Genomic DNA, 24,919 nt, shown 5'->3' with positions numbered 1-24,919 from the left:
TGCCTGCTGCCCCGTCATGGCTTCCTGAGAAGGACCCTGCCAATATGCGCGCGCCGTCATGTCAGGGCCGATAGCTGATCGAGACGCCCACGGTGCGTGGCCTGTCCTGATAGCGAAAATAGTCGTCGATGGTACGGAACACCGTGTTCCACCGCAGCACATTGAACACATTGGAAACCCACACCGTCCCCCGCCAGCGGCCGTCGGCGGCCTGCAGGCCAGCGCGCAGATCGATCACCGTATAAGGTTTGATGCGGAATTCCGTAGCCGGCACGGCCTTCGTCGCCAGGCTGCCATTGTCGGCGCTGTGATAGACCAGCCCGCCGCCGACCAGCGCCTGCGTGTCGCCGCCGATGGCCCAATCATATTCGGCATCGCCGACCACCGTATATTTGGGTGCGAAGGGTATGCGTGCGCCCTTGGCGTCGATCTGCACGCCGTCCGAATTATAGGTTTCCGACGTGCCCGGAATGGTGGAGATGCTGCTGGTGATCTTCGTGTCCAGGTAGGTGGCGCCCACTGACGCGTTCAAGCCCCGGATCGGACGCATCTGCACTTCCGCCTCCAGGCCGAACACGCGTGATTTCGGCACGTTGATCTCCCGCTCCAGCTTACCGAAGGCGTTGAGCACGGTGCCACGGATCTGCTTGTCCTTATAGTCATAGTAGAAGGCGGACGCATTGACCTGTAGCGCGCGGCCCGCGATCGGGGCTTTCACCCCGACCTCATAGGCGTCCAGCCGCTCGCGTACGGCGGGATCATATTGGGCGGACTGCACCGCTGCGACATTGGGCAAAATGCCCTGCTTGAAGCCCCGGCTGACCGTCGCATAGACCAGCGTGCCGTTGTCCAGCTTATAGTCCAGGCCCAGCCGCCAGGACACATTGCCTTCCGACAGGCGCAGCGGGACCGGCCCCGGATTGACATTGTCATCCAGCGTGACGCAGTCCCCCGGCGCGATCGGGACCGCCGACCCCTTGATGCTCGCCTGAATGGCCTCGAACAGGAAGCCCAGTTCGTTCGACGGCAGGTCGTCGAACGTGCATCCGACGCCCGTCGTCTTGTTGTGCGTGTAGCGAAGACCGGCCCGCGCCGACAGGCGGTCGGTCAGCCGATAGTCCAGATTGCCGAAAAACGCATAGGTCTCGTTCTTCTGCGCGATGGATGCGTGCGCGTCCTGATAGGCGGGCAGGCCGGGGATGATCACGCGGTTGGACACGATCCGCTGGTCATAACGGATATGATCGTCCGACTTCACATGCTCATAGCTGGCGCCGACGATCCAGTTCAGCGGGCCGCTGTCCCCGCTCAGGCGCAGTTCCTGGTTGAAGGATTTGACGAACCCGAAATGCAGGATGTTCTGATAGGGGAAAGGCGTACCCGAAAAGGGCAGTTGCTCGTCGGCCTTCGCCTTCTGATAGGAAGTGATGGACGTCAGCTTGGCACTGTCGCTCAGGTTCAGATCGCCCCGCAACGCGACCTGGTAGAAACTGTTGTCGCGATCGGGATAGCCCTCCGGCCAGTCCGCGTCGCGCGGCCTGCGCGCCGGTTTCGATTGGTCGAATCCCGGCGCGATCAACGCCGGATTGGTCGGCGCGACCTTGATCAGCGACGGCGCCAGGGGATCGCCCTTGTCGATGAAACCGTTGGCGTTGAACGAGAATTTCAGCGTGTCGCTCGGCGCCCAATCCAGCAGCAACCGCCCCGTCAGGAACCGCGCGTCGCCCAGCTTGTCGTCGCGCGACGTGCTTTTCTGCCACGCGCCCCCCTGCTGCGTCTTCACCGCCAGGCGCGCGCCCAGCGTGGGCGAGATCGGCCCGCTGACAAATCCTTCCAGATCGACCTGCCCGAACTGGTTGAGCGATCCGTTCGCGCCATAGCGGAAGGTCGATGTCGGCTTCGCCGCGATATAGTTGACCGCACCACCAGTAGAGCTTTGGCCGAACAATGTGCCCTGCGGTCCCTTCAGCACCTCGACCCGTTCCAGATCGAGCGTGCCGCCCAGCGTCATGATCGGATAGGCGAGCGGAACCTCGTCCATATAGACGCTGACCGACGGCGCCACCGCGAGCCCGGAATCATACAGGCCGACGCCGCGCAAGGTATAGACGGGGGTGGCATAGGGCGACGGCGTGAAGGTGAAGCCGGGCACCGCCTTCACCAGATCGGCTGCGCTGTCGATCCGGCGCTTCTGCAGGTCCGCGCCACTCAACGCCTGAAGCGACAGGCCCACGCTGTTCATGCTCTGCTCGCGCTTCTGGGCGGTGACGACGATGTCGCCCGGCAGGCTGTCCGTGGCCCTATCCGCTTGCGCGGCGGTTTGTGCCGACGCCATCGACACGATACTGGCGGATGTCGCCAGGAAAAGCGAAATGGTTCGAAAATAGTGCATCTGTCCCCTCCGACCGGCCCAGCCCCGCTGGTGCCCTTATGCGCCTGGTCACGTTGCCTCGATCGAAGCGCCGGACCGTCGAGCAGATCATAGGATCGGCTCTCGACGCATAAAACATAGTATGTTGTCCAGTTATCAGATCAGGATATGGAGCTTGTCCAATGTGGGAAGCGAACCGCGCGGCGGATGCCGGTCCACATCATCGATGGGCCGATGGAACAGCCCATTTCAGCGCATAAGTCTGGGCTTCAGTCCAAATAGAAACAGGCGTGCGCATAAGTCTGCAATGTCCAGCCCATGCTGCTCCGGGGACATGGTGAAGAAGGTCGGAGAGTTGTTGCGCAGGCCAGCGCCGATTTCTTGCATGAAGGCCATGTCCAGTTTTCGGAATAAGCCGGAATCGATGCCGCGAGCATAACGGCCACGGTTCTTGCCCACCACCTCCTCATGCAATCCGGACATCTGGCGGCGCTGGTCCGGGCTGAGGAAGGCGACGTTCTGGAAGTTGATCTTCGGCCCTATCCTGCTCTCGTGCAGGGCGACCATGGCGCGCATGATATAGACTTCCTCGGCGATGATCCGCCGCACCGGATCGGCTTCCGCCTCGACCTTGCGCAGGACCAGGTCCAGCAGTTCGCCCTCGCGCCGATAGGCCCGTTCCAGACACAGGCGCAGCAGCGTCATCTTGTCGGGCGCATGATGATAGACCGCGCCACGGGTCAGCCCGGCGTCATTGGCGATCGCTTCCATGGAGGAACCGACCACGCCATATTGATTGAAGCTTTGCGACGCGGTGCGCAAAATCCTTTCGCGCCGAAGCGCACGCCGCGCGCGCGGCGTCAGTTCTTCGATCGCCTGTTCCACATCCCAGGGCTCGCATAGCCATTCCGGCTCCGGGATGTGCCGGGCAAGGACGCCGTGGGTCAGCAGGTCGTCGATGGCGTCGGCGGCCTCCTGTCGCGTATAATAGCTGTTTTCCGAATACCAATGCGGCATCCAGTCCAGCACCGCGAAGACCGCAAGGCTCGACATATGCGGGTCGCGCGGCGCGATCGTGCCGTCGGCGATGCCGGTCGCGATCAGCCTGGCAAGGCGCTCGACATTCTCCATGCGGCCGCGATGAACGGCATCGCGATGGATTTTCGGCAGCGCATTGAGGTCGGAAAAGACGATCATGCGCGGTTCGCCGGGCCGCAGCCGCCCCCGGACGAAGCGGCGGACCAGTTCCAATCCGTCTATCCCTTGCTCCATCGCGCGGGCAAGTTCCTCCCGATACAGCGTGATGCCTCGGGAAAGGCATTCGAATACCAGCAACTCCTTGTTGGCGAAGTGATGGTAAAGTGCTCCGCTCGTCACGCCGACTTCGGCCGCGACCGCGTCGAGCGTCACTCCGGCAAAGCTCCTGCGATTGAAGAGTCGCGTCGCAGCGGCGAGTATCTCCTCACGCCGCATCTTCGATTTATCGAGCCGCTCTGTCCGTGCTTCAGCCATAAGAAAATTGTACAACTTTCCATAATATGCTCAACCATGAATGGCTTGATCCCTCACATGTCCCGCTATTTATGTCATCGAGCAAGAAAATTTACTGGACAATGGACTATGTAGCGAAGGGCGTCAGGGGCGTGATAGCCAAATAGCGATCTCGGTTCCGGAAAAGGGGACCAGATAGCCGCGTCGCGGCGAAGAATACCGACCCGCACGACGGGCAGCAGGATTGAGGAAGGCTTGTCATGGCGATCATCGAGAACAACACGGACATATCCGACCACCTGGCCATCGTCGAACTAAACGCGGCGTTTGCCTCGCAGAAGACAGCGTTTGCCGCTGATCGGGCTCCGACCGCCTCCACGCGGAAAGCCCGTATAGAGACCATGATGGACATGGTCCGCGCCTATCGCCATTCCATTCATGACGCGCTCGCCGCGGATTTCGGCTCGCACCCCAAGGGCGCGTCGGATCTGATCGAAATGCTCGGCATATTGGGCCGCGCACAATATGCGCTCGATCATCTGGAAGAATGGATGCGTCCGCAACCGCGTCATGCCGACCCGGCGCTGATGGGCCGGTCCGAAGTCTATATCCAGCCCCAGCCAAAGGGCGTGATCGGCAATATCGTGCCCTGGAACTTCCCCTTCGACATCGCGCTCGGGCCTATGGTCGACATGTTCGCGGCGGGCAACCGCGTGATGATCAAGCCGTCCGATTACACGCCGGCTTGCGCCGAACTGCTCAAGATCATGATCGGCGAATATTTTCCTGCCGACCTTGCCTATGTCGCCGTGGGCGGTCTGGATCTGGCGCGTGCCTTTTCGAAACTTCCTCTCGATCATCTGCTCTATACGGGCAGTCCCAATGTGGGCCGCGAGATCATGGCCGCCGCGGCGTCCAACCTGACGCCGGTGACGCTGGAACTGGGCGGAAAATGCCCGACGGTGATGACCTGCGGATCAGTCACGCGGGAGAATGTCGACACGGTCATTGGCACCAAGATCATCAAGAACGGCCAGATGTGCATCTCGGTCGACCATGTCTATGTGCCCCGGGAGGATGTCGCGGCCTTCACCGATCATGCGCGCGCCTTCATGGCCGAAGTCGCGCCGGATTATGCCAAAACCAGTGAATGCACCGGCATCATTTCCGACCGTCATCTCGCCCGCTTGTCCGGGATGCTGGACGAGGTCGCCAACCTCGCCTCGGTCGTCACTCTTGAAGAGAACGCCGCGACCGATCCCGAAACCCGCCGGATGCCGATGCATCTGGTGATCGATCCGCCGGCCGATACCGCCGTCATGACGGAGGAGATTTTTGGCCCGATCATGCCGGTCATCCCCTATGACAGGCTGGCCGATGTGATCGACCGGATCAATGCGGGTGAGCGGCCCCTTGCCGTCTATGTGTTCAGCGAGAATGAGAATCAGATCGCACAGGTGCTGGACGAAACGACGACCGGCGGCGCGGCGGTCAATCTTTGTGCCATCCAGGGCGGCCTTCCCTCCTTGGGTTTCGGTGGGACCGGCAACAGCGGCATGGGCCGCCATCATGGCGAGGACGGGTTCCGCGAGTTTTCCAATCCGCGCGGCGTCGTGGTGAAGAAGGGAGAGGTCAATGTCGACCTCTTCTGGTCGCCTTATGACAAGGCCGCCCGACTGGTCGAAGAGACCATGTCGGCCCCCGTTCTGGGCTGAGCGCGCATGACTCTTTCCGATCTTTTCGGCCTCGAGGGGCGGGTCGCGCTGGTCACGGGTGGATCGCGCGGTATCGGCTTGATGATCGCCAGAGCCTTCGCTCGTCATGGCGCCCGCGTCTACATCTCCTCGCGCAAGGCCGACGCCTGTCACCAGGCGGCCGAGCAGATCATGAGCGAGGGAGGTGTCTGCCATGCCTTGCCGCAGGACGTCGCCAGTGTCGAGGGCTCGCGCGCCTTGGCTCACGCCTTTTCGGCGCGGGAAGGGCAGCTCGATATCCTCGTCAACAATGCCGGTGCGGCCTGGGGCGCGCCGATCGATATTTTCCCGGAAAATGGCTGGGACAAGGTGATGAACCTCAATCTGCGCAGTCCCTTCTTCCTGACCCAGGCCCTGTTGCCGGCGCTGCGCGCGGCGGCGGCCGTGCGGCCCGCCAAGGTCATCAATATCGCTTCGGTCGACGGATTGCGGGTCAGCAGCAACGAAACCTATTCCTATCAGGCCAGCAAGGCCGGGCTGATTCATCTGACCCGCAAGATGGCGACGAGTCTGATCGCCGATAATATCTGCGTGACGGCGATCGCGCCCGGCGCCTTCGCTTCCGAATTGAACCGTGCCGCCCGGGACGATCTGGCTTCGGTCCTGCCCATGATCCCGGCGGGGCGTATCGGCAGCGATGAGGATATGCAGGCGGCGGCGCTCTATCTGGCGGCGCGCTCGGGTGACTATCTGGTGGGGACCACCCTGGTGGTCGACGGCGGCGTGACCAGCGCGGCGGGCTGACGCCCCCCCATCGAGCAGAAATTTCCAACTTCACAAGGAATGCATCATGCGTGACGCCGTGATCGTATCGGCGGCCCGGACCCCCATTGGCCGGGCTTATAAAGGAAGCTTCAACGTCACGCCGGCCCCCACCCTGGCCGCTCACGCCATCCGCGGGGCCGTGGCGCGGGCCGGGATCGACCCGGCCGAGGTCGACGACCTTGTCCTGGGAGCCGCGCTTCAGCAAGGGCATCAGGCGACGATCGGCAGGACCGCGGCGTTGCGCGCCGGGCTCCCGGCGAGCGTTGCGGGCATGTCGATCGACCGGCAATGCGCGTCCGGATTGATGGCCATCGCTACGGCGGCCAAGCAGGTCATCGTCGACCGCATGGACATAGTGGTTGCGGGCGGCGTCGAATCCATCTCGCTGGTGCAGACCGACGCCTTGCGGATCACGGCCGACCCGGAGCTGGAAGCCATGGTGCCGGATATGTATATGCCTATGCTCCACACCGCCGAGACCGTGGCGCGGCGGTACAAGATTTCCCGTGACGCGCAGGATGCCTACGCGCTCCAGTCTCAGCAACGAACGGCGCAAGCGCAGCGCGAGGGCCGGTTCGATCGTGAGATCATGGCGGTCGAGACCGAAATGACGGTGTTGGACAAGGCGAGCGGTCAAACTTCGCGCCGGATCGTGCGGATCGACCAGGATGAAGGAAACCGTCCCGAAACGACGGCAGAGGGGCTGTCCTCCCTGCGGCCGGTGATCGACGGGGGCGTCATCACCGCAGGCAATGCCAGCCAGCTTTCGGATGGAGCGGCGGCGGTCGTTGTCATGGACGCGACGTTGGCGGAGCGGCGTGGTCTCGAACCGCTGGGGCGCTATGTCGGCATGGCGGTGGCGGGGACGAAGCCCGACGAGATGGGCATCGGGCCGGTTTTCGCCGTCCCCAAATTGCTGGATCGGTTCGGTCTGAAAATGGAGGATATCGGACTGTGGGAACTCAATGAGGCCTTTGCAGTCCAGCTTCTCTACTGCCGCGACCAGCTTGGCATTCCGGATGAACGTCTCAATGTCAACGGCGGCGCCATTTCGATCGGTCATCCTTACGGCATGTCAGGCGCCCGCATGGTTGGCCACGCGCTGATCGAGGGGAAACGCCGAGGCGCGCATTATGTCGTCATCACCATGTGCGTGGGGGGCGGCATGGGAGCCGCAGGCCTTTTCGAGGTCGTCTGACACCTGGCACATCATGGGAGGGAGGGAGCATGAGCCCCGAAAACACCAATCTGACCCTGCGCTCGACGATCAACGCCGACGGCACACTGGAACTGCGGCTGGCAGAGGAGCCGCTGCCAGCCCTCGCGCCGGGTGAGGTGCGCGTGCGCATGGAGGCCGCTCCGGTCAATCCATCCGACATGGGGTTGCTGCTCGCTTCGGCGGATCTTGCCACCGCAAGCAGTACGGGGGGCGGGAAGCAGAAGCGCCTGTCAGCGGAATTGCTGAACAGGAAGACCCGCCCTTTCGAAGGCCGCATCGGCCTTCCGCTGCGCGTCGGCAATGAAGGAACGGGTACGGTAGTTGAGGCCGCACCGGATGCCGCCCATATGCTGGGCCGCCAGGTCGCCATTTTCGGCGGAGCAATGTTTGCATGCTACCGGACCATCGCTGCCAAGGAATGCCTGATCGTTCCAGCGGGCGTGCCTGCGCCGATGAGGGCATCCCTGTTTGTCAACCCGCTCACGGCGCTGGCGATGGTGGAGACGATGCGGATGGAGGGCCATGGCGCGCTTGTCCATACCGCCGCGGCCTCAAGTCTGGGGCAAATGCTGATCAAGATCTGCAAGTCCGATGACATCGACCTTGTGAATATCGTGCGCGGAGAGCAACAGGTTGCCGTGCTGAACGGCCTTGGCGCCCGCTATGTCATCGACAGCAGCGCACCGGATTTCAACGCACAACTTCGCGCTGCGGTCGCCAAGACCAGAGCCACCATCGCTTTCGATGCGATAGGGGGAGGACGGATGACGAACATCCTCCTCCAGGCGATGGAAGCGTCCGAACTTCGTTTCAGTCCATCCTACAGCCTTTACGGCAGTGATGTGCCCAAGCAGGTTTACATATACGGCTCGCTTGACCTCACCCAGACCGGCCTTGACCGCAACTATGGCTATGCCTGGTCCGTTGGCTCATTTCTGATCACCCATTTCCTGAAGCGCGCGGGCGAGGATGTCAGGACACGCCTGCTGTCACGCATTTCGAGAGAATATGATTCCACATTTGCCACGCATTTCTCTCGGCAAATCCACCTGACCGACCTGCTGGACCCGGTTGTGCTGGAAGGCCTGATGCAGAAGAAGACAGGCGACAAATATCTTGTCCTGTTCGACGGTCTATAAGGCCGGGGCCGTTGTAGATCATATCAGGCGCAGATTGTTCATACATCCGCAGACAAGGCGTGAATGGGCAAAAGGGCCGCGCCCAGGGTGATTGGCGAGCCATGGAGACGGGAAATCTGTACCGGCGGCCGGCGGTCATGCACCGTTGTCACCAGCTCGGCGCGATGAAGGCGATCGGCGAGCCGTTCGAGGATAGCCGGAGGCAAGGTGCCAGCCAGCACGATGGCGCCGGGATCGAGCCAGGCAAAAGCCGTATTGCATATCGTCTGCAATTGCACGGCAGCGCGGTCGAGCCAGGCTTCGATCGTGGGCGCCTGATTTGCTGCGGCGAAGTCGATGTCGGCAACCGAGCGGAGCTCGCAACCGGCGCTGCGGAGCATCGACAACAGGTCCAGCGGGCTGGGGCGTGGGAGGTGCCCTGGAAACAGGCAGCCAATTTCCCCGGCGACGCCATATTGTCCGCGCACCAGCCGGCCGTCGACAATGACCCCCGAGCCGATGCCGAAGCCCAGCAGAAGCACGACGATGGTGGTGAAATCCTTGAGCAGATTGCCCAGATAATATTCCGCGATGGCGGCCGCGTTGGCGTCATTCTCGATCCAGAGCGGCCATCCCATTTCGGCGAAGATTATGTCGCGGAGCGGCGCATCACGCCAGTTGGGCAGGACATCGACGACGCTCCACCGATCGCCCGCCGGCGACAGCGACGGGCCCGGTACGGCCACGCCAAGGCCCAGCATCCGCCGACCGAGCAGGCCGTGCCGATCCACCAGCTCATGGGTGATGCGCCGCACCTTCTGCGCGAAAGCGTGGGGATCGATCGGCTCGACCGCCTGATGGTGGGTTGCGATCGTGGCGCCGGTGAAGTCGACGAGGCAGATTTCTAGAAATCCCTTATGCGCCGTCGCACCCACTGCATAGCCGCCATGCGCAGCCAGGCGCAGCGGAATGGCGGGCCGCCCGCGCCCCTGCGCTTCGGCCCCCGGCACTTCCTCGATCAGGCCCAGGCCAAGCAGGTCGCGCGACAGGCGGGTCAGCGCGGCGCCGCTGATTTCCAGTTCGGTGGCCAGCGCAGACCGTGACAGGGGCCCGGACTTGCGGAGCCGGTGGACAATGCGCCGCTGATCCTTGTCCAAATTGGGAAACTGCATGGCTGAACCGGCCCCGGAAGGAAAATCGACGACCCGTTATGCGGCTTTATTTATTTTCACAACAATAATTAAAAATGTCATATGGCAACGTCATGGGAGCCCCCGACCACTCAAAAAGGGGCTCCCGATGTTCAAGACCGTCCTTGCCACCGGCACCGCGCTTGCGGCGCTCTGTTCCTTCTCGCCTGGCTTTGCGCAGGATATGGCGCCTGCCGAAAAAGTGGCCGACGCCGGCAGCGGGCCGAGCGATATCATCGTCACCGGCTCGACCCGCGCCCAACGCCGTTTCGATGTCTCCTATGCGATCAACACCATCTCGCCCGAGGATGTGGAGAAGATCGCGCCGGTGAACTTCGCCGATCTGATCGGCCAGCTGCCCGGTTTTCAGACCGAAATCACCGGCGGCGAGGTGCAGAATATCTACCGTATCCGCGGCCTGCCCAATGATGGCGGCTTCGTCAGCTTCCAGCAGGACGGCCTGCCGCTGTTCCACGAGAATGACGGTGTCTTCTTCCGCGGCGACGCGATCCTGAAACAGGATCTGATGACCGACCATGTCGAGGTCGTGCGCGGCGGCCCGGCGCCGGTCTATGCCAGCTATTCGGGCGCGATCATCAATGCCATTACCGTCACCGGCAGCGACACGCCACGCGGCAAGGCGCAACTGACGCTGGGCGACACCGGCCTCTACCGCCTCGATGCCTATCAGGCCGGGCCGCTGGGCAAGGGCACCTATTATGCGATCGGCGGCTTCATCCGCCAGCATGACGGCTATCGCGACAATGGCTTTCCCAATGACAAGGGTGGCCAGATCCGTGCCAACATCAAGCATGATTTCGACAATGGATCGATCAAGTTCAACCTGAACTATGTGAACGACCACAACGTCTTCTATCTGCCGATCCCCACCAGCGATCCGCGCAATCCCAGCGTCTCGCTGGACCAATATATCGACTATTTCGACGGCACGATGAACTCGCCGGCGCTGCGCAACGTCAACCTCCTGTATCGCGACGGCACGGGCCGGATACAGAGTCGCACCAGCGACCTGTCCGATGGCCGCCATATGCGGATGGTCAATTTCGGTGTCCAATATGATGGCGAGTTCGGCGGCTGGCTGGTGTCGGGCAAGGCTGGCTACACACAGGGCAAGCTCGATTTCACCGCCTTCTATTCGACCACCAACCCCGCTGACGGCAACGGCTTCGCGGCTGGCTATCTCGCCCGCGCTACCGCCGCCTTCGGCGTCGTGAGCCGTTTCGGTTACACGCTCGCCGGCACCAACACCGTCTATGATCCCTATGCGGCATCGGGTCTGGTCATGCAGGGCCAGTATCGCGACATCCACTCCAAATTCTATTCGGGCCAAGCCAACCTGTCGGTCGCCCGCAAGTTCGAGACCGGCATCGGCAGCCATGACCTGAAGCTCGGCGTCTATGCCAGCCTTTATGGCGAGGACAGCCGCACCCTCTACCAGAATTACCTGATCGAAGTCGCCGGCAAGCCGCGCACGCTCGATCTGGTCGCCTATAATGCGGCGGGCACGGAGATCGGCCGGGTGACCGACAATGGCGTGCTCAACTACGCCGCAACGCTCAACCAGGGCGACAGCGATGCTAAGATGTTCGCGCTTTATGCCAACGACACCTGGGAAATCGTGCCGGGTCTGCGCATCGACGCGGGTATTCGTCACGAACGCTACAGCTACAAGGGTTGGGCGGCATTGACCGAGGCCGCCAATCTGGGCGACACCAGCACGCTGGCAGACGACAGCACCCGGGCCTTCACCGGGGTCATCATCAATCAGAAGCGGAAGCCCAACGTCACCAACTGGACGGTCGGCGCCAATTACGACTTTTCCAGCCATGTCGGCGTCTATGGCCGCGCCTCGCATCTGGAAACGCCGCCCAACGTCCAGACGGTGATGAGCATCAACCCGACCATCATCACGACCAAGGCCGATCAGTTCGAAGCAGGCCTCAAGCTCGCCTTCGGCCGCTCCTACCTCTATGTCACCGGTTTCTACACCAATTTCGATCCGCTGAACGCCAGCTTCCTTGCCTATGATCCGACCACGGGCCGCAACGACGTCAACGTGCCCTTCATCGGCGAAGCGCAGGTCAAGGGCGTGGAGTTTGACGGCAAGCTGGCGCTGACCGACTGGTTCTCGCTGAACGGCGCGCTGACCATCAGCGATCCCAAATATAAGAATTTCCAGAGCTCCACCGGCGCCGATCCGGAAAAGGCGGAGGGTAACCAGATCGTGCGCCAGCCCAAGGTCTACGGCAATATCCGTCCCAGCTTCGATTTCCGGACGAACGACACGGATATCTCCATCTACGGCCGCTACACCTATATGGGGAAGCGCTTCGTCGACCTCTACAACAATACCGCGCTGCCCGCCTATGGTACGGTCGGCGCGGGCATCACGGCGCGCCGGGGCAGTTGGCAGATGCAGATCGTGGGCGACAACCTGTTCAACGCCCACGGCCTGACCGAAGGCAACACCCGCACGGACTCGCTGAGCGGGCAAGGCAGTTCGGAGGCGATTTACGGTCGCCCGATCTTCGGTCGCAACGTCCGCTTCGTCATCAGCAAGAGCTGGTGATGCGGCGGAGCATGGCAAGCCTGCTGACTGCGGCGGCGGTTGCGTTCGCTCCTGCCCCGGCTTGCGCCGGGGCAGCCCGCGACACGGTGACGGAGGCACTATCGCAGCGCCTCTTCCCGCTCCTCGACGCGGTAGGGCACGACCCGGCAGCACTGGAACGGCTCAAGGGCGGGGCGGGCGTTTCCACCCTGCTCCGCGCCCGGCAGGACCGGCGCGCCGCCTGCGAACCCGATCTGGGCTGCGCAGCGCAGGCGATGATCTGGACGGCGGCGGAGGTCGCAACGATGGGTCGGGCCGTTGCGGCGCTGACCGACCTTTCGGCCGCCGATGACGGCGCATCCGCACAGATCCGACGGGAAATCGAAGGCGTCAACGCCATCGTGCGGACCTATGGACTGGGGCAAGTCCCTGCCTATCCGCGGATTGACGGCGCGGGCATGATCGACCCGCAGGAGCGGGAGGCGCGCCTTCAGGCCGCCGACTGGCTATCGCGCACGTCGCGGGACTTGTCCGCCCAGACGCTTGACCCCAGCATCGACTATGCGCTGGCGCTGCTGGACGTCAGCGACCGTACCGATGCGATCGGCTATGAGCCGCTGATGGGGGGCGCCAATGCGTCCGCCATGGCGCGGGCGAAGACGCTCGACTGGCGCCGCTATCGCTTCAGCGCGATGATCCTGACCGGCGTCGGCCCGGAAATCGACGGCATGCCGCTCAGCCCCTATGGCAAATATCACCTGCGGCTGGCGGCCAATCGCTTCGCACAGGGTGACATTCCCTTCATCATCGTCACCGGCGGTCGCGCCCATCCGCGCGCGACTCGCTTTGCCGAGGCGGAGGAGATGCGTAAGGCGCTGATCGAGCGCTATGGCGTGCCCGCCGATGCGATCCTGATCGAGCCCTATGCCCGGCACACCACGACGAACCTGCGCAACGCGTCGCGGCTGCTGATGGCGATGGGCGCGCCGCTGGACGACGACGCGCTGATCGTCTGCAATCCGCAGCAGAGCGCGATGATCGAAAGCGTGCAGTTCACCAAGCGTAATGCCGATGAACTGGGCTATCAGCCCGGCCGGATCGGCCGCCGCCTTTCGCCCACGGAACTGGCATTTCGCCCCAGCCGACTCTCCGCACGGATCGATCCGCGCGATCCGCTGGACCCCTGATACGGAGCTGCCTTATGCGTTTCCTTGCCCTTGCCGCCCTTCTTGCCATGGCCCCCACGGTTGCGCACGCCTGGGGCGGCACCGCCCATGGCGTGATCGACCGCGCCGCGATCGAGGCCATACCGGACGATGGCCCGATTTTCCTGCGCAAGCATGTCGATTATATCGCGGCATCCGCCTCCCTGCCCGACAGTTGGCGGGGGGATTCGGAGAATTTCTCGAAGATCGAGGAAGACCCCAATCATGGCTGGTTCCGCGAGCAGTTCACTTTCCTGAAACCGATTCCGCGATCACGCTATGAGTTCGTGATCGCGCTCTACAAGCGCCATGAGGCGATCCGGGAGAGCGATCCCGCGACCGCCGCGCGCACCAATGTCCGCTGGACCGGCACTCTGCCCTATGCCGCGATCGAAGCCTACGACCGGCTGGTGGTGTGCATGCGCCATGTCCGCAAGGCGCAGGCCGAGGGCGGGGATGCGTCCATCCCCGAACAGCATTGCGCCTTCGATACCATTCGCCTCGGCCATTATATCGGCGACGGCGCGCAACCCATGCATGACTCGATCCACTCGGACGGCTGGAGGGGCGACAATCCCAGGGGCTTCACCACCGACCGCAGCGTGCATGGCCGGTTCGAAAGCCGGTTCGTCGACGGCATGAAGCTGACCGTAGGCGACATCGCGCCGCGCATCGGCGCGCCCGGCCATCGCGGCGGGGATATGTTCGAGGCTGTCCTCGCCTATCTGGACGAGGCAGGGGATAAGGTTGCGGCGCTCTATATGCTGGAAAAGCGCAATGGCTTTGCCGACTTCGCCGACAAGGATGTGCGCGCGATGGTTTATGAGCGGACGGCGGCCGGCGCGTCCATGCTGCGCGACATGCTCTGCCGCGCCTGGGCGGAGAGCGCCCAGCCGCCGGCAGAGGTCACGCCGGCACCGCTCGATTTCACCAATCCTCGCTTCAATCCTGAGACCGGGTCGGCGCCCGACTGACAGCGCCGATCCAGCAGGACAAGCAGGCGGCCATGCCGTGCGTGGCCGAGGTCGAAGCGCCGCATCAGCAGTATCGCGACCAGGCTACCGAGCAGCGGAATGCCGATGCCCAGGCCGATCATGCCTGCCTGGACCGGGATCGCCTGCGGCTGGCCGGGAACATAGCCGAGCCAGCCCAGCGTCCAGCCGATGAGGCTTGTCGAAGCGGCTCCGCTCGCCTTTACGATGACAAGATAATAGGCGAACAGCCCCGTCTCAAACCGCCGGCCATGCCGCCATTCCACGACGTCGACGGCATCGGCCAGTAGCCCCCATGGCAGCATGAAGACGCTGGCGAGACCGAAGCCGATAATTGCTGCGCAGGCAATCAGTGCAATGGGCCAGGGCAGACAGAAGGAGAAGGCGGCGAGGCCGCTCGCGCTCACGCCATGACCCATGGCCAGCAGCACGCTCTTGCTGAACCGACCGGTCAATGCGGTCCACAGGATGACGCCGGTAAATTGTCCGACCGTCAGCGCCATCAGCAATGTCGGGACGAGGTCGGGACGATCGACGATATAGCGGCCCGTATAGAGCAGCATTCGTCCGAAGGCGGGCGCCGCAAAGCCTGTCAGCAAGGCGAGCAGGCCCATGCCGATCACCATGGGATCGCGCAGGGGCACACGGATGCCATCCTGTCCTGCGGTTTGCCGCGCTTGCCGGGACGCGCCGCTGCCGGAGGTCCAGGCGCACAGGATCATGGTCACGGCAAAGAGGCCCCCCGCCGCCACGCCGGTCAGCGCCAACCGGTCGAATGCCTGATTGCTGCCGGCCCGCTGCACCAGCGGCGTCAACAGGGTCGCGACGACCAGTGCGCTGGCCGTGCTGAAGAACAATCGATAACCGGACACGCGGCCGCGCGCGCGGCTGTCGCTGGTGACCTGCGCCATCAGCGCATTATGGGGCACGTCGACGACCGCATAGGCGCCGCGAAACACCAGCAGCGCGGCCGCCAGCACCCACAGTTGCCGCGCGCCGAACGCCGGTATCGCATAGAGAAGGGCGAAGGCCAGTGCGCAGGGTGTCGCCGCGATTGCTACCATCCAGCGATAGCCCTTGCCCGCATGCCGCAGGCGGATAACCAGCCGGGCCGCCACGAGATCGAAGACGAGGTCGCCGCACAGCGCCGCCAACATCAGCCATCCCGCCATTGTGCCGCCCAGGCCCAACACGTCGGTCAGCAGGAAGAGCATCGTGATGTCCGCGCCGCCGAACACCAGCGCCTTGCCGAAATTACCCGAAGCATAGGCTATCATGCGGCCTTCTGCCAGTTTCTGCATCACCCGCATTTCCCGTATGATCGTATCCGCATGGGCTTTGCGGGGACGCGATGCGACTAGAAGCCTTTTCTTTCATTCCTGCGACAGGGGAGGGCAGGATTGGACAAGAACGATTTCCCGCTCAAGGAAGGTGACGGGTCGGGCGGGCCGGCTGCCTCATGCCGCAGCGCACCCCATGGGCAGTTGCCCGATCGTTCCGGATTCGCAGCCCTCATGAACGAACAACACGCAACCTTACCCTATGAAGGAGACATTCTGCGCGATGACGGACGCGGGCGCGGCAATCTTGCGCCAGCTACGGTCAGACCAACATATTTCGGGATATCCACCCGGCAAGGATATATTGCCTTGACCCCGACCAGTGTTTTTGGCTTTGAAGGTGGCCGGGGACCGCGATTCCCCTTCAGGCCTCACGCCCAAATTCGCGTCCATTTCTGTGAAGGACGCCGCATGCCTGTTCGTTTCGTCAATGTCTCCCTCATCGCATTCATCCTCCCGTCCCCGGCGAACGCAGAGGATGGGACATTCGCAATTCATGGATCTACCCGCCTGCGATATGAGGCGATCACTGGCCAGGCCCGTGCGGGTTTCAACAGCAGCGACGACCTCGTCAATCTGCGGACCAACATTCTTGCAGAATATCGGCGCCAGGATCTTCGCATCGGCGTCGAGATTTTCGACAGCCGGGTATGGGGCGATCGCCCCGGCACGCCCGTCTCCACAAACGAGGTGAATGCGCTGGAGCCGGTGCAGGCCTATGTGGCGGCCGATTTCGACGACGCGCTTGGTTCTGGGTCGAAGCTGACGCTGACCGCGGGACGAATGACGCTGAACCTTGGCTCGCGCAGACTGGTCGCCGCGGATGACTATCGCAACACCACTAACGGCTATACCGGCCTTCGCGCCGATACCGCTGTCGGCAAGGGGTGGAAGGCGACATTCATCTACATGCTCCCCCAGGTCCGGCTGCCTGATGATCCTGCGGACGTGCGGGATGCACGGGTTCGTCTTGATCGGGAGAGCTTCGACCTCGTGCTTTGGGGCGGGCAGGTCAGCAGGGCCAAGGCAATCGGGACCGCCATGGCGGAAATGAGCTATTTTCATCTTGGCGAGCGCGATCGACCGAACCGGCCGACGCGCGACCGCTCACTCGATATATTCGGTGGCCGACTGATAGCCGATCCACGCAGCGGCGCCTTTGATTTTGAGGTAGAGGCGTTCTACCAGACAGGCAGGGTCAGCACGTCGCTTGCAGCGACAGCCTCCACCCAGTCGGTGTCCGCCGGTTTCGTCCATGCCGACGTGGGTTACAGCTTTCCGGGAGCGTGGAAGCCGCGGTTGTCGGTGGAATTCGACTATGCCAGCGGCGACGGATCCGGCAGGCGCTACGGTCGTTTCGATACGCTTTTCGGCATGCGGCGCGCCGACCTTGCGCCCGCTGGCCTCTACAATGCGCTGGCCCGTGCCAACATCGTGACGCCCGGCCTTCGGATCGAAGCCACGCCCGGCAAGCGGATCGACTGGTTCGCGGTCTATCGCCCGATGTGGCTGGCGGCCCGCGAGGACAGCTTCTCGTCCACAGGGGTCCGTGATGCCAGTGGAAGTTCAGGACGTTTCGCCGGACATCAGGTTGAAGCGCGTGTTCGCTACTGGATCCTGCCCGCCCGGCTTCGCTTCGAATTTGACGGCCTGTTGCTCGCCAAGGGTCGTTTCCTGCGCGATGCGCCCAATGCTCCCGTCGATCGCTGGACCCGGTACACCTCGTTCAATCTGACCGCGAGTTTTTGAGACGCAGTTCTCTTGAACTTGCCGGAAAGCGCGAAAAAACCACCCTGACCCTGATCGCCACATGCCCAACGATGAACGAGCGCCTTGATGCCATTTGGTCGGGTTGCAATGGAATAAGAAACAATGTATCCTATGGTAACAACGTTTCCGAGTCATCAGGGAGAGCATCGTGCAGACGCGAATAACCAAGCTTTTCGGTATCGAGCAGCCAATCATGCAGGGCGGAATGCATTTCGTCGGATTGGCCGAACTCGCCGCAGCCGTCTCCAATGCGGGTGGCCTGGGCACGATCACCGGCCTCACCCAACGAACGCCGGAGTTGCTGGCCCGTGAAATCGCGCGCTGTCGCGATATGACTGACAAGCCGTTCTGCGTGAACCTGACCTTCCTGCCGACCTTCAGCAAGCCGCCCTACCCCGAATATATTCAGGCGATCGCGGAAGGCGGCGTGCGGATCGTAGAAACGGCCGGCCGAAGCCCGGAAGCCTATATGCCCGCCCTTAAATCGGCAGGTATAACAGTCATCCACAAATGTACGTCGGTGCGGCACGCGCTGAAGGCTGAATCGATCGGGTGCGACGCCGTGAGCGTCGACGGTTTCGAATGCGGTGGCCATCCCGGTGAGGATGACATTCCGAACATGATCCTGCTGCCCAGCGCGGCCGATCGGCTAAGCATTCCGTTTCTGGCGTCCGGTGGCATGGCCGACGCGCGCAGCCTGGTCGCAGCGCTGGCGCTGGGCGCGGACGGCATCAACATGGGCACCCGTTTCCTGGCGACGCAGGAGGCTCCGGTCCACGCCAATGTCAAGAAAGCCCTGCTGGAAGCGACCGAGACTGACACCCGGCTGATCATGCGGTCCTTGCGCAATACCGAGCGGGTGTTGAACAATTCGAACGTGGCCAAGCTTATCGAGATCGAGCGCGAGAAGGGCGACAGCCTGACGATCGACGACATTCATGATCTCGTCGCGGGCGTCTATCCCAAGGTGATGGTCGATGGTGATATGGACGCTGGTGCCTGGAGCTGCGGCATGGCTGTCGGTCTGATCCACGATATTCCGAGTTGTGCGGAGTTGATCGGCCGGATCATGGCGGATGCTGAAGTGCTGATCCGGCAGCGCCTGGGTGGGTTGATAGGCGCGGCTGATATGGAACCCGCCCTGGCATGAGCTCTGCTCCGCAAGTCAGGCGTCTGGGTGATGTCCGGGCCGCGCGTGCGGCCATGGAGACGGACGCCCGCGCTTCCTTGTTGGCCGCCGCCGCGGTGGTGTTGAGCGAGGAGGGGCCATCGGCGTTGACCGTTCGGCGCGTAGCCGAAACGGTCAACGCATCGACGAAGATGATCTACACCCATTTCGGCGGCAAGGACGGGTTGTTCAACGCCCTTTATCTCCACAGCTTCGCCGGCCTGACTGGCGCTTTCCAGGCGCATGGGGAAGTTCAGGATCCGTTTCTTCGGCTGGACAAGCTGATCAGCGCCTATCGCGCCTTCGCGCTGAGCGAAGCCGCGCTCTACAATGTCATGTTCGGCGATCTCGGCCGGGCCTGGGAGGCGCCGATCGAAAGCCGGCGCCAGGCATGGACCAGTTTCGCCACGCTGCGCGACACGGTCAGGCTCTGTCTTGTCCCGGACCGGGCCGGAGAAGCGAGCAGGATCAGCTATCTGCTATGGGCGGCGATGCACGGTGTGGTGAGCCTTGAGCTTCGCAAGCTGATCGGCAGCGCGGAGGACTCCGAGCAGCTCTACCACCTCGCCGTGGCGGCCGTCCGCGATGCGCATGGGCTGACGCGATAGGCCTGCGTCGGCCGATCCCTGCGACCCACGCCTAATTCCATGCGTCGAAAGCGATCTCCAGTTGCTCGATGCTCCGCCGCCATGTCGGCGATCTTGCGGCTCCAGAGGTCAAGGGGCGAGCGCGCCTGCTGCCTTGCCGATCGCATCAGCGAGGCGCGCCATGGAGTCGACCTCCGGCTGGGGGAATGAGGGAAGCGAGGGCGCGGGGAGCTGGACCTCCCGTCGCCCAGTCGATGAGTTCGATGCTGTGCACGACGGGCGTGGAAGATCTCACCCCGATCTGCATCGCGCAGCCGATATTGCCCGTGGCGATCACATCCGCCTTCAGGCGGGCAAGATTGGCGACTTTGCGATCCCCTAGCTGTCCGGCGATGACGGGCTGGAGGATGTTGTACGTCCCCGCCGATCCGCAACATAGATGCGCCTCTTGCGGCGTGCGCACCGCATAACCCGCGCGCGTGAGGAGCCGCTGGGGCGCTTGGGTGACTTTCTGACCATGCTGAAGCGAACAGGCGGCGTGATAGGCGACGGACAGCCCCCGCCCGTCGCCGACGGGCAGGTCGACCGCGTCGAGAAACTCGCTGATGTCGCTGGCGATGGCGGATATGCGCGCCGCCTTTTCCGCATAGGCGGGGTCGAGGCGCAGCATGTGGCCATAATCCTTGATCGTCGTGCCGCAGCCAGAGGCGGTGATGAGGATCGCGTCGAGTCCGTCGCCTTCCATTTCCCGCGTCCAGGCGTCGACATTGTTGCGGGCGGCCTCCAACGCGGCCTCTTCCCGGCCCATATGGTGGACGAGCGCGCCGCAGCATTGCTCACCGGCCACGAAGGTCACGGCATAGCCTGCGCGGTTGAGGACGCGAACGGTGGCGGCGCGGATTTCGGGTTTCAATATCGGCTCGGCGCAGCCTTGCAGCAGGGCGACTCGGCCCCTTGGCGACGGTGGTGCAGAGGGCGTGCGGGAGGGGGCAGGGGCGGTTCTGCGCGGGGCCAGCGCCAGCATCGCGGCCATCGGCCTCAGCGCCCCGATCCGGTCCAGTAGCGGCGTCATGGGCCGCGCCAGCCGGGCGAGGGCGAGAGCGAAACGGAAGCGTCCGGGATAGGGCAGCACGGCGGCGAGCAGGCCGCGCATCAGCCGTTCCCGCAATGGTCGCCGGTAACGCTCCTGAATATAAGCGCGGGCATGATCGACGAGGTGCATGTAGTTCACGCCGGACGGGCAGGTCGTCATGCAGGACAGGCAGGACAGGCAGCGGTCGATATGCTTGACGACATCGGGTGTCGGCGTCGCTTCCTGCTCCAGCATGTTCTGCATCAGGTAGATACGGCCGCGAGGGCTATCCAACTCGTCGCCCAATAGCACGTAGGTCGGGCAGGTCGCGGTGCAGAAGCCGCAATGGACGCATTTGCGGATCACGGCCTCTGCGGTCGCGGTGGCGGGGTCGGCCAGTTGCTCAAGCGAGAAGTCAGTCCGCATGGGGCATGTCCAGAAAGCGTCCGGTCTCAAAGACACCGGCGGGATCGAAGGAGCGGCGCACCCGCGCCTCCAGCGCGGCGACGCCGCTCTGGCGGGGGTGCTGCATGGGAATAGCGGCACGGATCGGCTCCGGTGCGCGGATGAGCATGGCGTGGCCCCCCGCCATCGCGGCGGCGCTCCGTATCTCGGTCGCATCGCCGTCATGGGCGAGCCAGACCAGCCCGCCTGCCCAGTCCAACAGCCAGCGCGCGCCGAGTAGCGCGAAACGGTCGAGCAGCGCGGGCGCGGAGAAGGGTGGCAAGCTGATCCGCCACAATGTCGGCGCGTCGGCCAGCGGCGTTACATCGCGCACGGCATCCCACAGCGCTGCGGCCTTCTCCTCCGGCAGCAACCGTGCCGCGCCATGATCGCGCAGCAGGTCGGGCAAGATCGCGCAGCGGGCGGTGACGGAAGGCGCGAAGCCCTGAACCCTCAGCAGCGTCAGCGCGCGCCGCCCCTCCGCGCCGGGAAGGTGCGCCGCCGCGCCGATCTCCGCATGGCTGCCCATGGCGCAGGCCATGGCGCGGACGGCGGCGATATGGTCGAGGCCCTCCAGGACCATGGTACTGGTCGCGCGCGGGCGGGGAAGGACTTTCAGCGTCAGTTCGGTCATTGCCGCCAGACGGCCCCAACTGTTCGCCATCAGTTTGGGCAGGTCGTATCCGGTGACGTTCTTCACCACCTTTGCCCCCGCCACGAACCGCTCGCCCCGGCCAGAGACGGCGGTGACGCCGAGAAGATGGTCGCGCGCCCCGCCCATGGTCAGGCGTTGCGGCCCGGCGACACCGGCGGCCACCACGCCGCCGATCGTCGCCTGTCCCAGCTCCCCGCCCAGCAACGGGCCATGGTCAAACGGTTCGAAGGCCAGCATCTGCCCTTCTCCCGCGATCATCCGCTGCACCTCGGCGAGGGGCGTGCCCGCACGGACAGTCAACACCAGTTCGGGCGGATCATAATCGACCACGCCGGTAAAGCCGCGCATGTCGATGACCTCCGCATCGCGCGGCGCGCCCATGCCGGCCTTGCTGCCGCCGCCGCGTATCTCGCAGCGTGCGCCCCGCGCGGCGGCGTCGGTTATGATCGCGGCAAGGTCGTCCGCGCTCGTGGGTTGATGGTGCATGGTCAGAACCGCGGCAGTTCGGGGAAGGGGACTTCGCCCCGGTGGACGTGCATCCGGCCCAGTTCCGCGCAGCGGTGCAGGGTCGGGAACACCTTGCCCGGATTGAGCAGCAGTTCGGGGTCGAAGGCGCATTTGATGCGCTGCTGATGGTCGAGGTCGGTCTGGCTGAACATCTCCGGCATCAGGTCGCGCTTCTCGACTCCCACGCCATGTTCGCCGGTCAGCACGCCCCCCACCTCCACGCAGAGGCGGAGGATGTCGTTGCCGAACTCCTCCGCCCGTTCCAGTTCGCCCGGTTTGTTGGCGTCATAGAGGATCAGCGGGTGGAGATTGCCGTCGCCCGCGTGAAAGACATTGGCGACGCCCAGCCCATGCTGCTCCGACAGTTCCGCCATGCGCCGCAGCACTTCGGGCAGGCGGCGGCGGGGGATGGTGCCGTCCATGCAATAATAGTCGGGCGAGAGGCGGCCCACCGCGGGGAAGGCGGCCTTGCGCCCTGCCCAGAAGGCTGCACGTTCCTCCTCACTGGTGGAGATGCGGGAGGTCATCGCCCCGTTTAGGCCGGAAATCCGTGCGATCTCCTCGATCAGATGGTCGCATTCCGCGGCGGGACCGTCCAGCTCGACGATCAGCAACGCTTCCACGTCGAGCGGGTAGCCGACTTTCACAAAGGCTTCGGCGGCATGGATGGCGGGGCGGTCCATCATCTCCATGCCGGCGGGAATGATCCCTTCAGCGATGATGTCGGCGACGCACTGGCCCGCGCTCTCGACAGAGGGAAAGCCGACCAGCATGGCACGCGCCGTCTCCGGGCGCGGCAGGATGCGGACAGTGACTTCGGTGACGATGCCCAGCAGTCCCTCGGACCCGACCATCACGCCCAGCAGGTCCAACCCGGCGGGGTCCAGATGCCGGCCGCCCAAGCGCAGTACTTCGCCCGCCATCGTCACCATCTCTATGCCCAGCACGTTGTTGGTGGTCAGGCCGTATTTCAAGCAATGGACCCCGCCGGAATTCTCCGCGACATTGCCGCCGATGGTGCAGGCGATCTGGCTCGACGGATCGGGCGCGTAGTAAAAGCCGCGATCTTCGACCGCGCGCGTAATGGCGAGATTGGTGACGCCCGGCTGCACGATGGCCAGGCGGTTGTTATAATCGACCTCCACCACGCGGTTGAACTTGCCCATACCCATCAGCACCGCGTCCGCCAGCGGCAGCGCGCCGCCGGACAGCGACGTGCCCGCGCCGCGGGGCACCACCTTCACCCCCTGCGCATGGCACCAGCTAAGGATGGCTGAAACCTGCGCCACCGTTTCGGGCAGGACGACGACCATCGGCGGCTGGCGATAAGCGGTCAGGCCGTCGTTCTCATAGGGACGTAGTGCCGCGGCCTGTGCAATCACGCCCTCGCCGGGCACGATAGCGCGCAGGGCTGCGACGATCTCCTCCCGGCGGCTGAGCACCAGCGCATCGGGTGCGGGCATCTTCAGCACGGGACGGTTTCCTGATCCAATGTAGATCCAATTCTTGCATTATTGATCCAATTTGGTAAGGGCTGAATCGGCCTGCTGTCAAGCGGCCTATCTGGAGATATGGCATGCACCGACCGACACACCTGGCGCGCAAGAGCAGCGCGGATCAGGCGATCATCGATCTGATCGAGCGGAATATCCGGGATCGCGTCTGGTTGCCTGGTGACCGTCTGCCGACGGAGCGCGAACTGGCCGAGACATTGGGGGCGTCGCGCAACACCTTGCGACGGGGCCTCAAGATATTGGAGTTGGAAGGGAAGATCACTCGCCACGTCGGGCGCGGCTCCTATGTCTCTTCGGATCTCGCGATGGAGGAAGGCGAGGGCCATCTGCGACCGGAACGCCGATCGCTGCTGACGGACTTCATTCGCCGCGCCAGCCCGGTAGAGATCATGGAGGTGCGTTCCATGATCGAGCCCACTGCCGCCGCCATGGCCGCCGTGCGGGCGACGCGGGAAGACCTCAACCTCATGGAACGCTATCTCGCCGAGGCGGATTTGGCGCAAGAACTGGAAACGTTCGAAGAAATCGATGCGCTCCTCCACATGCAGATCGTGCTGAGCACAAAAAATCGACTGCTTGCGGACATCTATCATGAGATCAATAACGCGCGCATCGAACCTGCGTGGAAGGAATTGAAGCGCCGGAAGTTAACCATTGCTCAGCGGCACCGATACCATGCTGACCATCATGCTGTGGTTCAAGCGATCATGGGCCGCGACGCGGATCTTGCCAAATCGCTCTCGAAGAGCCATCTGAGAGAAGCTGCGAAAGATCTGTTCGCGGTCCAATGATATTTCGCGATTCGATGCGGCCGTCCACTTCATCATTCAGATCATCATCATGGTCAGCCGGGACCGCGGCAATCTAGCGGTCAGGGCTTACGCCATTTATCATTTTGTCCACCGGCTGGTGATCATGTCGGCCACTGGGGATCGGTGGTGGGCTTTATGGTGATAAAACTCTCCCCGCCCATCGACGTGTCAGGCGCCCGCTGACGGGTGGCCGAAACAATTCCAGATTTCATAGATAACCGGAAGGATGAATTTCGGGTATCGCCAATCGCAAATCGTCATCTTACCCTTATGGCTCCGTGATTTATGGAGACGAGATTCATTTTGAAGATCAGCAAATCGGGTCAAATGCGATCGATCCCGTCAATCAAAAAATACGAACGGGTGGGGATTGAAG

17 protein-coding genes are annotated in these 24,919 nt (G+C 63.4%); 10 read left to right on the top strand and 7 right to left on the bottom strand.

The features are described 5' to 3' along the window. Positions 1-61: 61 nt before the first annotated feature. On the bottom strand, positions 62-2,392 hold the full coding sequence (locus tag CAF53_RS20285; RefSeq protein WP_100239375.1) for a TonB-dependent receptor: 2,331 nt from the start codon (positions 2,390-2,392) through the stop codon (positions 62-64). A 228-nt stretch (positions 2,393-2,620) separates the two neighbouring features. Next, positions 2,621-3,883, bottom strand: a complete 1,263-nt coding sequence (locus CAF53_RS20280; RefSeq protein ID WP_100239374.1) for a TetR family transcriptional regulator — start codon at positions 3,881-3,883, stop codon at positions 2,621-2,623. Between the two features lie 239 nt (positions 3,884-4,122). Here CAF53_RS20280 and CAF53_RS20275 point away from each other — a divergent pair, with 239 nt between their 5' ends. The 4 genes from CAF53_RS20275 to CAF53_RS20260 are packed head-to-tail and all read left to right on the top strand — an operon-like array spanning position 4,123 to position 8,739. Next, complete coding sequence (locus CAF53_RS20275) at positions 4,123-5,577, top strand: aldehyde dehydrogenase family protein (RefSeq protein ID WP_100239373.1); 1,455 nt, start codon at positions 4,123-4,125, stop codon at positions 5,575-5,577. 6 nt (positions 5,578-5,583) lie between these two features. Further along, positions 5,584-6,360: an SDR family oxidoreductase gene (locus CAF53_RS20270; RefSeq protein WP_100239372.1), complete on the top strand. Its 777-nt coding sequence runs from the start codon at positions 5,584-5,586 to the stop codon at positions 6,358-6,360. Between the two features lie 46 nt (positions 6,361-6,406). Further along, a complete protein-coding gene (locus CAF53_RS20265) occupies positions 6,407-7,579 on the top strand; it encodes an acetyl-CoA C-acyltransferase (RefSeq protein ID WP_100239371.1) in 1,173 nt (390 codons plus the stop codon). Between the two features lie 29 nt (positions 7,580-7,608). Then, the gene (locus tag CAF53_RS20260; protein WP_100239370.1) at positions 7,609-8,739 is read left to right on the top strand and encodes an NADH oxidase; all 1,131 of its coding nucleotides are present in this window, start codon (positions 7,609-7,611) and stop codon (positions 8,737-8,739) included. A 38-nt stretch (positions 8,740-8,777) separates the two neighbouring features. Here the strand turns inward: CAF53_RS20260 and CAF53_RS20255 are convergent, their stop codons facing one another. Further along, positions 8,778-9,890, bottom strand: coding sequence for an ROK family transcriptional regulator (locus CAF53_RS20255; RefSeq protein WP_100239369.1), 1,113 nt, complete (start codon positions 9,888-9,890; stop codon positions 8,778-8,780). A 127-nt stretch (positions 9,891-10,017) separates the two neighbouring features. On the opposite strand from CAF53_RS20255, the gene CAF53_RS20250 reads away from it, so the two are divergent. Continuing rightward, positions 10,018-12,498 carry a TonB-dependent receptor gene (locus tag CAF53_RS20250; RefSeq protein WP_100239368.1) on the top strand — a complete coding sequence of 827 codons (2,481 nt, stop codon included), beginning with the start codon at positions 10,018-10,020 and terminating at the stop codon, positions 12,496-12,498. An 11-nt stretch (positions 12,499-12,509) separates the two neighbouring features. Next, entirely contained in the window at positions 12,510-13,664 is a 1,155-nt protein-coding gene (locus tag CAF53_RS20245) for a YdcF family protein (protein ID WP_100239586.1), read from the top strand. 838 nt (positions 13,665-14,502) lie between these two features. Here CAF53_RS20245 and CAF53_RS20235 read toward each other — a convergent pair. Continuing rightward, complete coding sequence (locus CAF53_RS20235; protein WP_242443539.1) at positions 14,503-15,975, bottom strand: MFS transporter; 1,473 nt, start codon at positions 15,973-15,975, stop codon at positions 14,503-14,505. 450 nt (positions 15,976-16,425) lie between these two features. Between CAF53_RS20235 and CAF53_RS20230 the strand changes: the two genes are divergently transcribed. The 3 genes from CAF53_RS20230 (at position 16,426) to CAF53_RS20220 (ending at position 19,560) form a co-directional block, all read left to right on the top strand. Next, positions 16,426-17,763 (top strand): alginate export family protein, encoded by a 1,338-nt coding sequence (locus CAF53_RS20230; protein WP_197707495.1) that lies wholly within the window; start codon positions 16,426-16,428, stop codon positions 17,761-17,763. A gap of 169 nt (positions 17,764-17,932) precedes the next feature. Next, positions 17,933-18,934 (top strand): nitronate monooxygenase family protein, encoded by a 1,002-nt coding sequence (locus tag CAF53_RS20225; RefSeq protein ID WP_046764309.1) that lies wholly within the window; start codon positions 17,933-17,935, stop codon positions 18,932-18,934. Continuing rightward, entirely contained in the window at positions 18,931-19,560 is a 630-nt protein-coding gene (locus CAF53_RS20220; protein ID WP_100239366.1) for a TetR/AcrR family transcriptional regulator, read from the top strand. The genes CAF53_RS20225 and CAF53_RS20220 overlap by 4 nt, the downstream gene beginning before the upstream one ends. A 145-nt stretch (positions 19,561-19,705) precedes the next feature. Here CAF53_RS20220 and glcF read toward each other — a convergent pair whose 3' ends face one another. Genes glcF through CAF53_RS20205 form a run of 3 tightly spaced genes read right to left on the bottom strand, consistent with a single transcriptional unit; the run spans position 19,706 to position 23,680 of the window. Further along, complete coding sequence (glcF, locus tag CAF53_RS20215; RefSeq protein WP_100239365.1) at positions 19,706-21,037, bottom strand: glycolate oxidase subunit GlcF; 1,332 nt, start codon at positions 21,035-21,037, stop codon at positions 19,706-19,708. After that, positions 21,027-22,196: a glycolate oxidase subunit GlcE gene (gene glcE / locus CAF53_RS20210; protein WP_242443538.1), complete on the bottom strand. Its 1,170-nt coding sequence runs from the start codon at positions 22,194-22,196 to the stop codon at positions 21,027-21,029. Before glcE ends, glcF begins: the two co-directional genes overlap by 11 nt. Positions 22,197-22,198: 2 nt before the next feature. Further along, a complete protein-coding gene (locus CAF53_RS20205) occupies positions 22,199-23,680 on the bottom strand; it encodes an FAD-linked oxidase C-terminal domain-containing protein (RefSeq protein WP_100239582.1) in 1,482 nt (493 codons plus the stop codon). A gap of 113 nt (positions 23,681-23,793) precedes the next feature. Between CAF53_RS20205 and CAF53_RS20200 the strand changes: the two genes are divergently transcribed. Next, complete coding sequence (locus tag CAF53_RS20200; protein WP_100239364.1) at positions 23,794-24,522, top strand: FCD domain-containing protein; 729 nt, start codon at positions 23,794-23,796, stop codon at positions 24,520-24,522. Positions 24,523-24,919: the final 397 nt, after the last annotated feature.

Source organism: Sphingobium sp. LB126 (assembly GCF_002795205.1).
Classification (GTDB): Bacteria; Pseudomonadota; Alphaproteobacteria; order Sphingomonadales; family Sphingomonadaceae; genus Sphingobium; species Sphingobium chungbukense.
Note: the sequence above shows the minus strand (reverse complement) of the source record. Positions and strands in the feature narration are given on the sequence as shown.

Excerpts from the sequence above, each read along its gene's own strand:
- CAF53_RS20285 (WP_100239375.1), bottom strand. The coding sequence starts at position 2,392 with ATGCACTATTTTCGAACCATTTCGCTTTTCCTGGCGACATCCGCCAGT.
- CAF53_RS20280 (WP_100239374.1), bottom strand. The coding sequence starts at position 3,883 with ATGGCTGAAGCACGGACAGAGCGGCTCGATAAATCGAAGATGCGGCGT.
- CAF53_RS20275 (WP_100239373.1), top strand. The coding sequence starts at position 4,123 with ATGGCGATCATCGAGAACAACACGGACATATCCGACCACCTGGCCATC.
- CAF53_RS20270 (WP_100239372.1), top strand. The coding sequence starts at position 5,584 with ATGACTCTTTCCGATCTTTTCGGCCTCGAGGGGCGGGTCGCGCTGGTC.
- CAF53_RS20265 (WP_100239371.1), top strand. The coding sequence starts at position 6,407 with ATGCGTGACGCCGTGATCGTATCGGCGGCCCGGACCCCCATTGGCCGG.
- CAF53_RS20260 (WP_100239370.1), top strand. The coding sequence starts at position 7,609 with ATGAGCCCCGAAAACACCAATCTGACCCTGCGCTCGACGATCAACGCC.
- CAF53_RS20255 (WP_100239369.1), bottom strand. The coding sequence starts at position 9,890 with ATGCAGTTTCCCAATTTGGACAAGGATCAGCGGCGCATTGTCCACCGG.
- CAF53_RS20250 (WP_100239368.1), top strand. The coding sequence starts at position 10,018 with ATGTTCAAGACCGTCCTTGCCACCGGCACCGCGCTTGCGGCGCTCTGT.
- CAF53_RS20245 (WP_100239586.1), top strand. The coding sequence starts at position 12,510 with ATGGCAAGCCTGCTGACTGCGGCGGCGGTTGCGTTCGCTCCTGCCCCG.
- CAF53_RS20235 (WP_242443539.1), bottom strand. The coding sequence starts at position 15,975 with ATGCAGAAACTGGCAGAAGGCCGCATGATAGCCTATGCTTCGGGTAAT.
- CAF53_RS20230 (WP_197707495.1), top strand. The coding sequence starts at position 16,426 with ATGCCTGTTCGTTTCGTCAATGTCTCCCTCATCGCATTCATCCTCCCG.
- CAF53_RS20220 (WP_100239366.1), top strand. The coding sequence starts at position 18,931 with ATGAGCTCTGCTCCGCAAGTCAGGCGTCTGGGTGATGTCCGGGCCGCG.
- glcF (WP_100239365.1), bottom strand. The coding sequence starts at position 21,037 with ATGCGGACTGACTTCTCGCTTGAGCAACTGGCCGACCCCGCCACCGCG.
- glcE (WP_242443538.1), bottom strand. The coding sequence starts at position 22,196 with ATGCACCATCAACCCACGAGCGCGGACGACCTTGCCGCGATCATAACC.
- CAF53_RS20205 (WP_100239582.1), bottom strand. The coding sequence starts at position 23,680 with ATGCCCGCACCCGATGCGCTGGTGCTCAGCCGCCGGGAGGAGATCGTC.
- CAF53_RS20200 (WP_100239364.1), top strand. The coding sequence starts at position 23,794 with ATGCACCGACCGACACACCTGGCGCGCAAGAGCAGCGCGGATCAGGCG.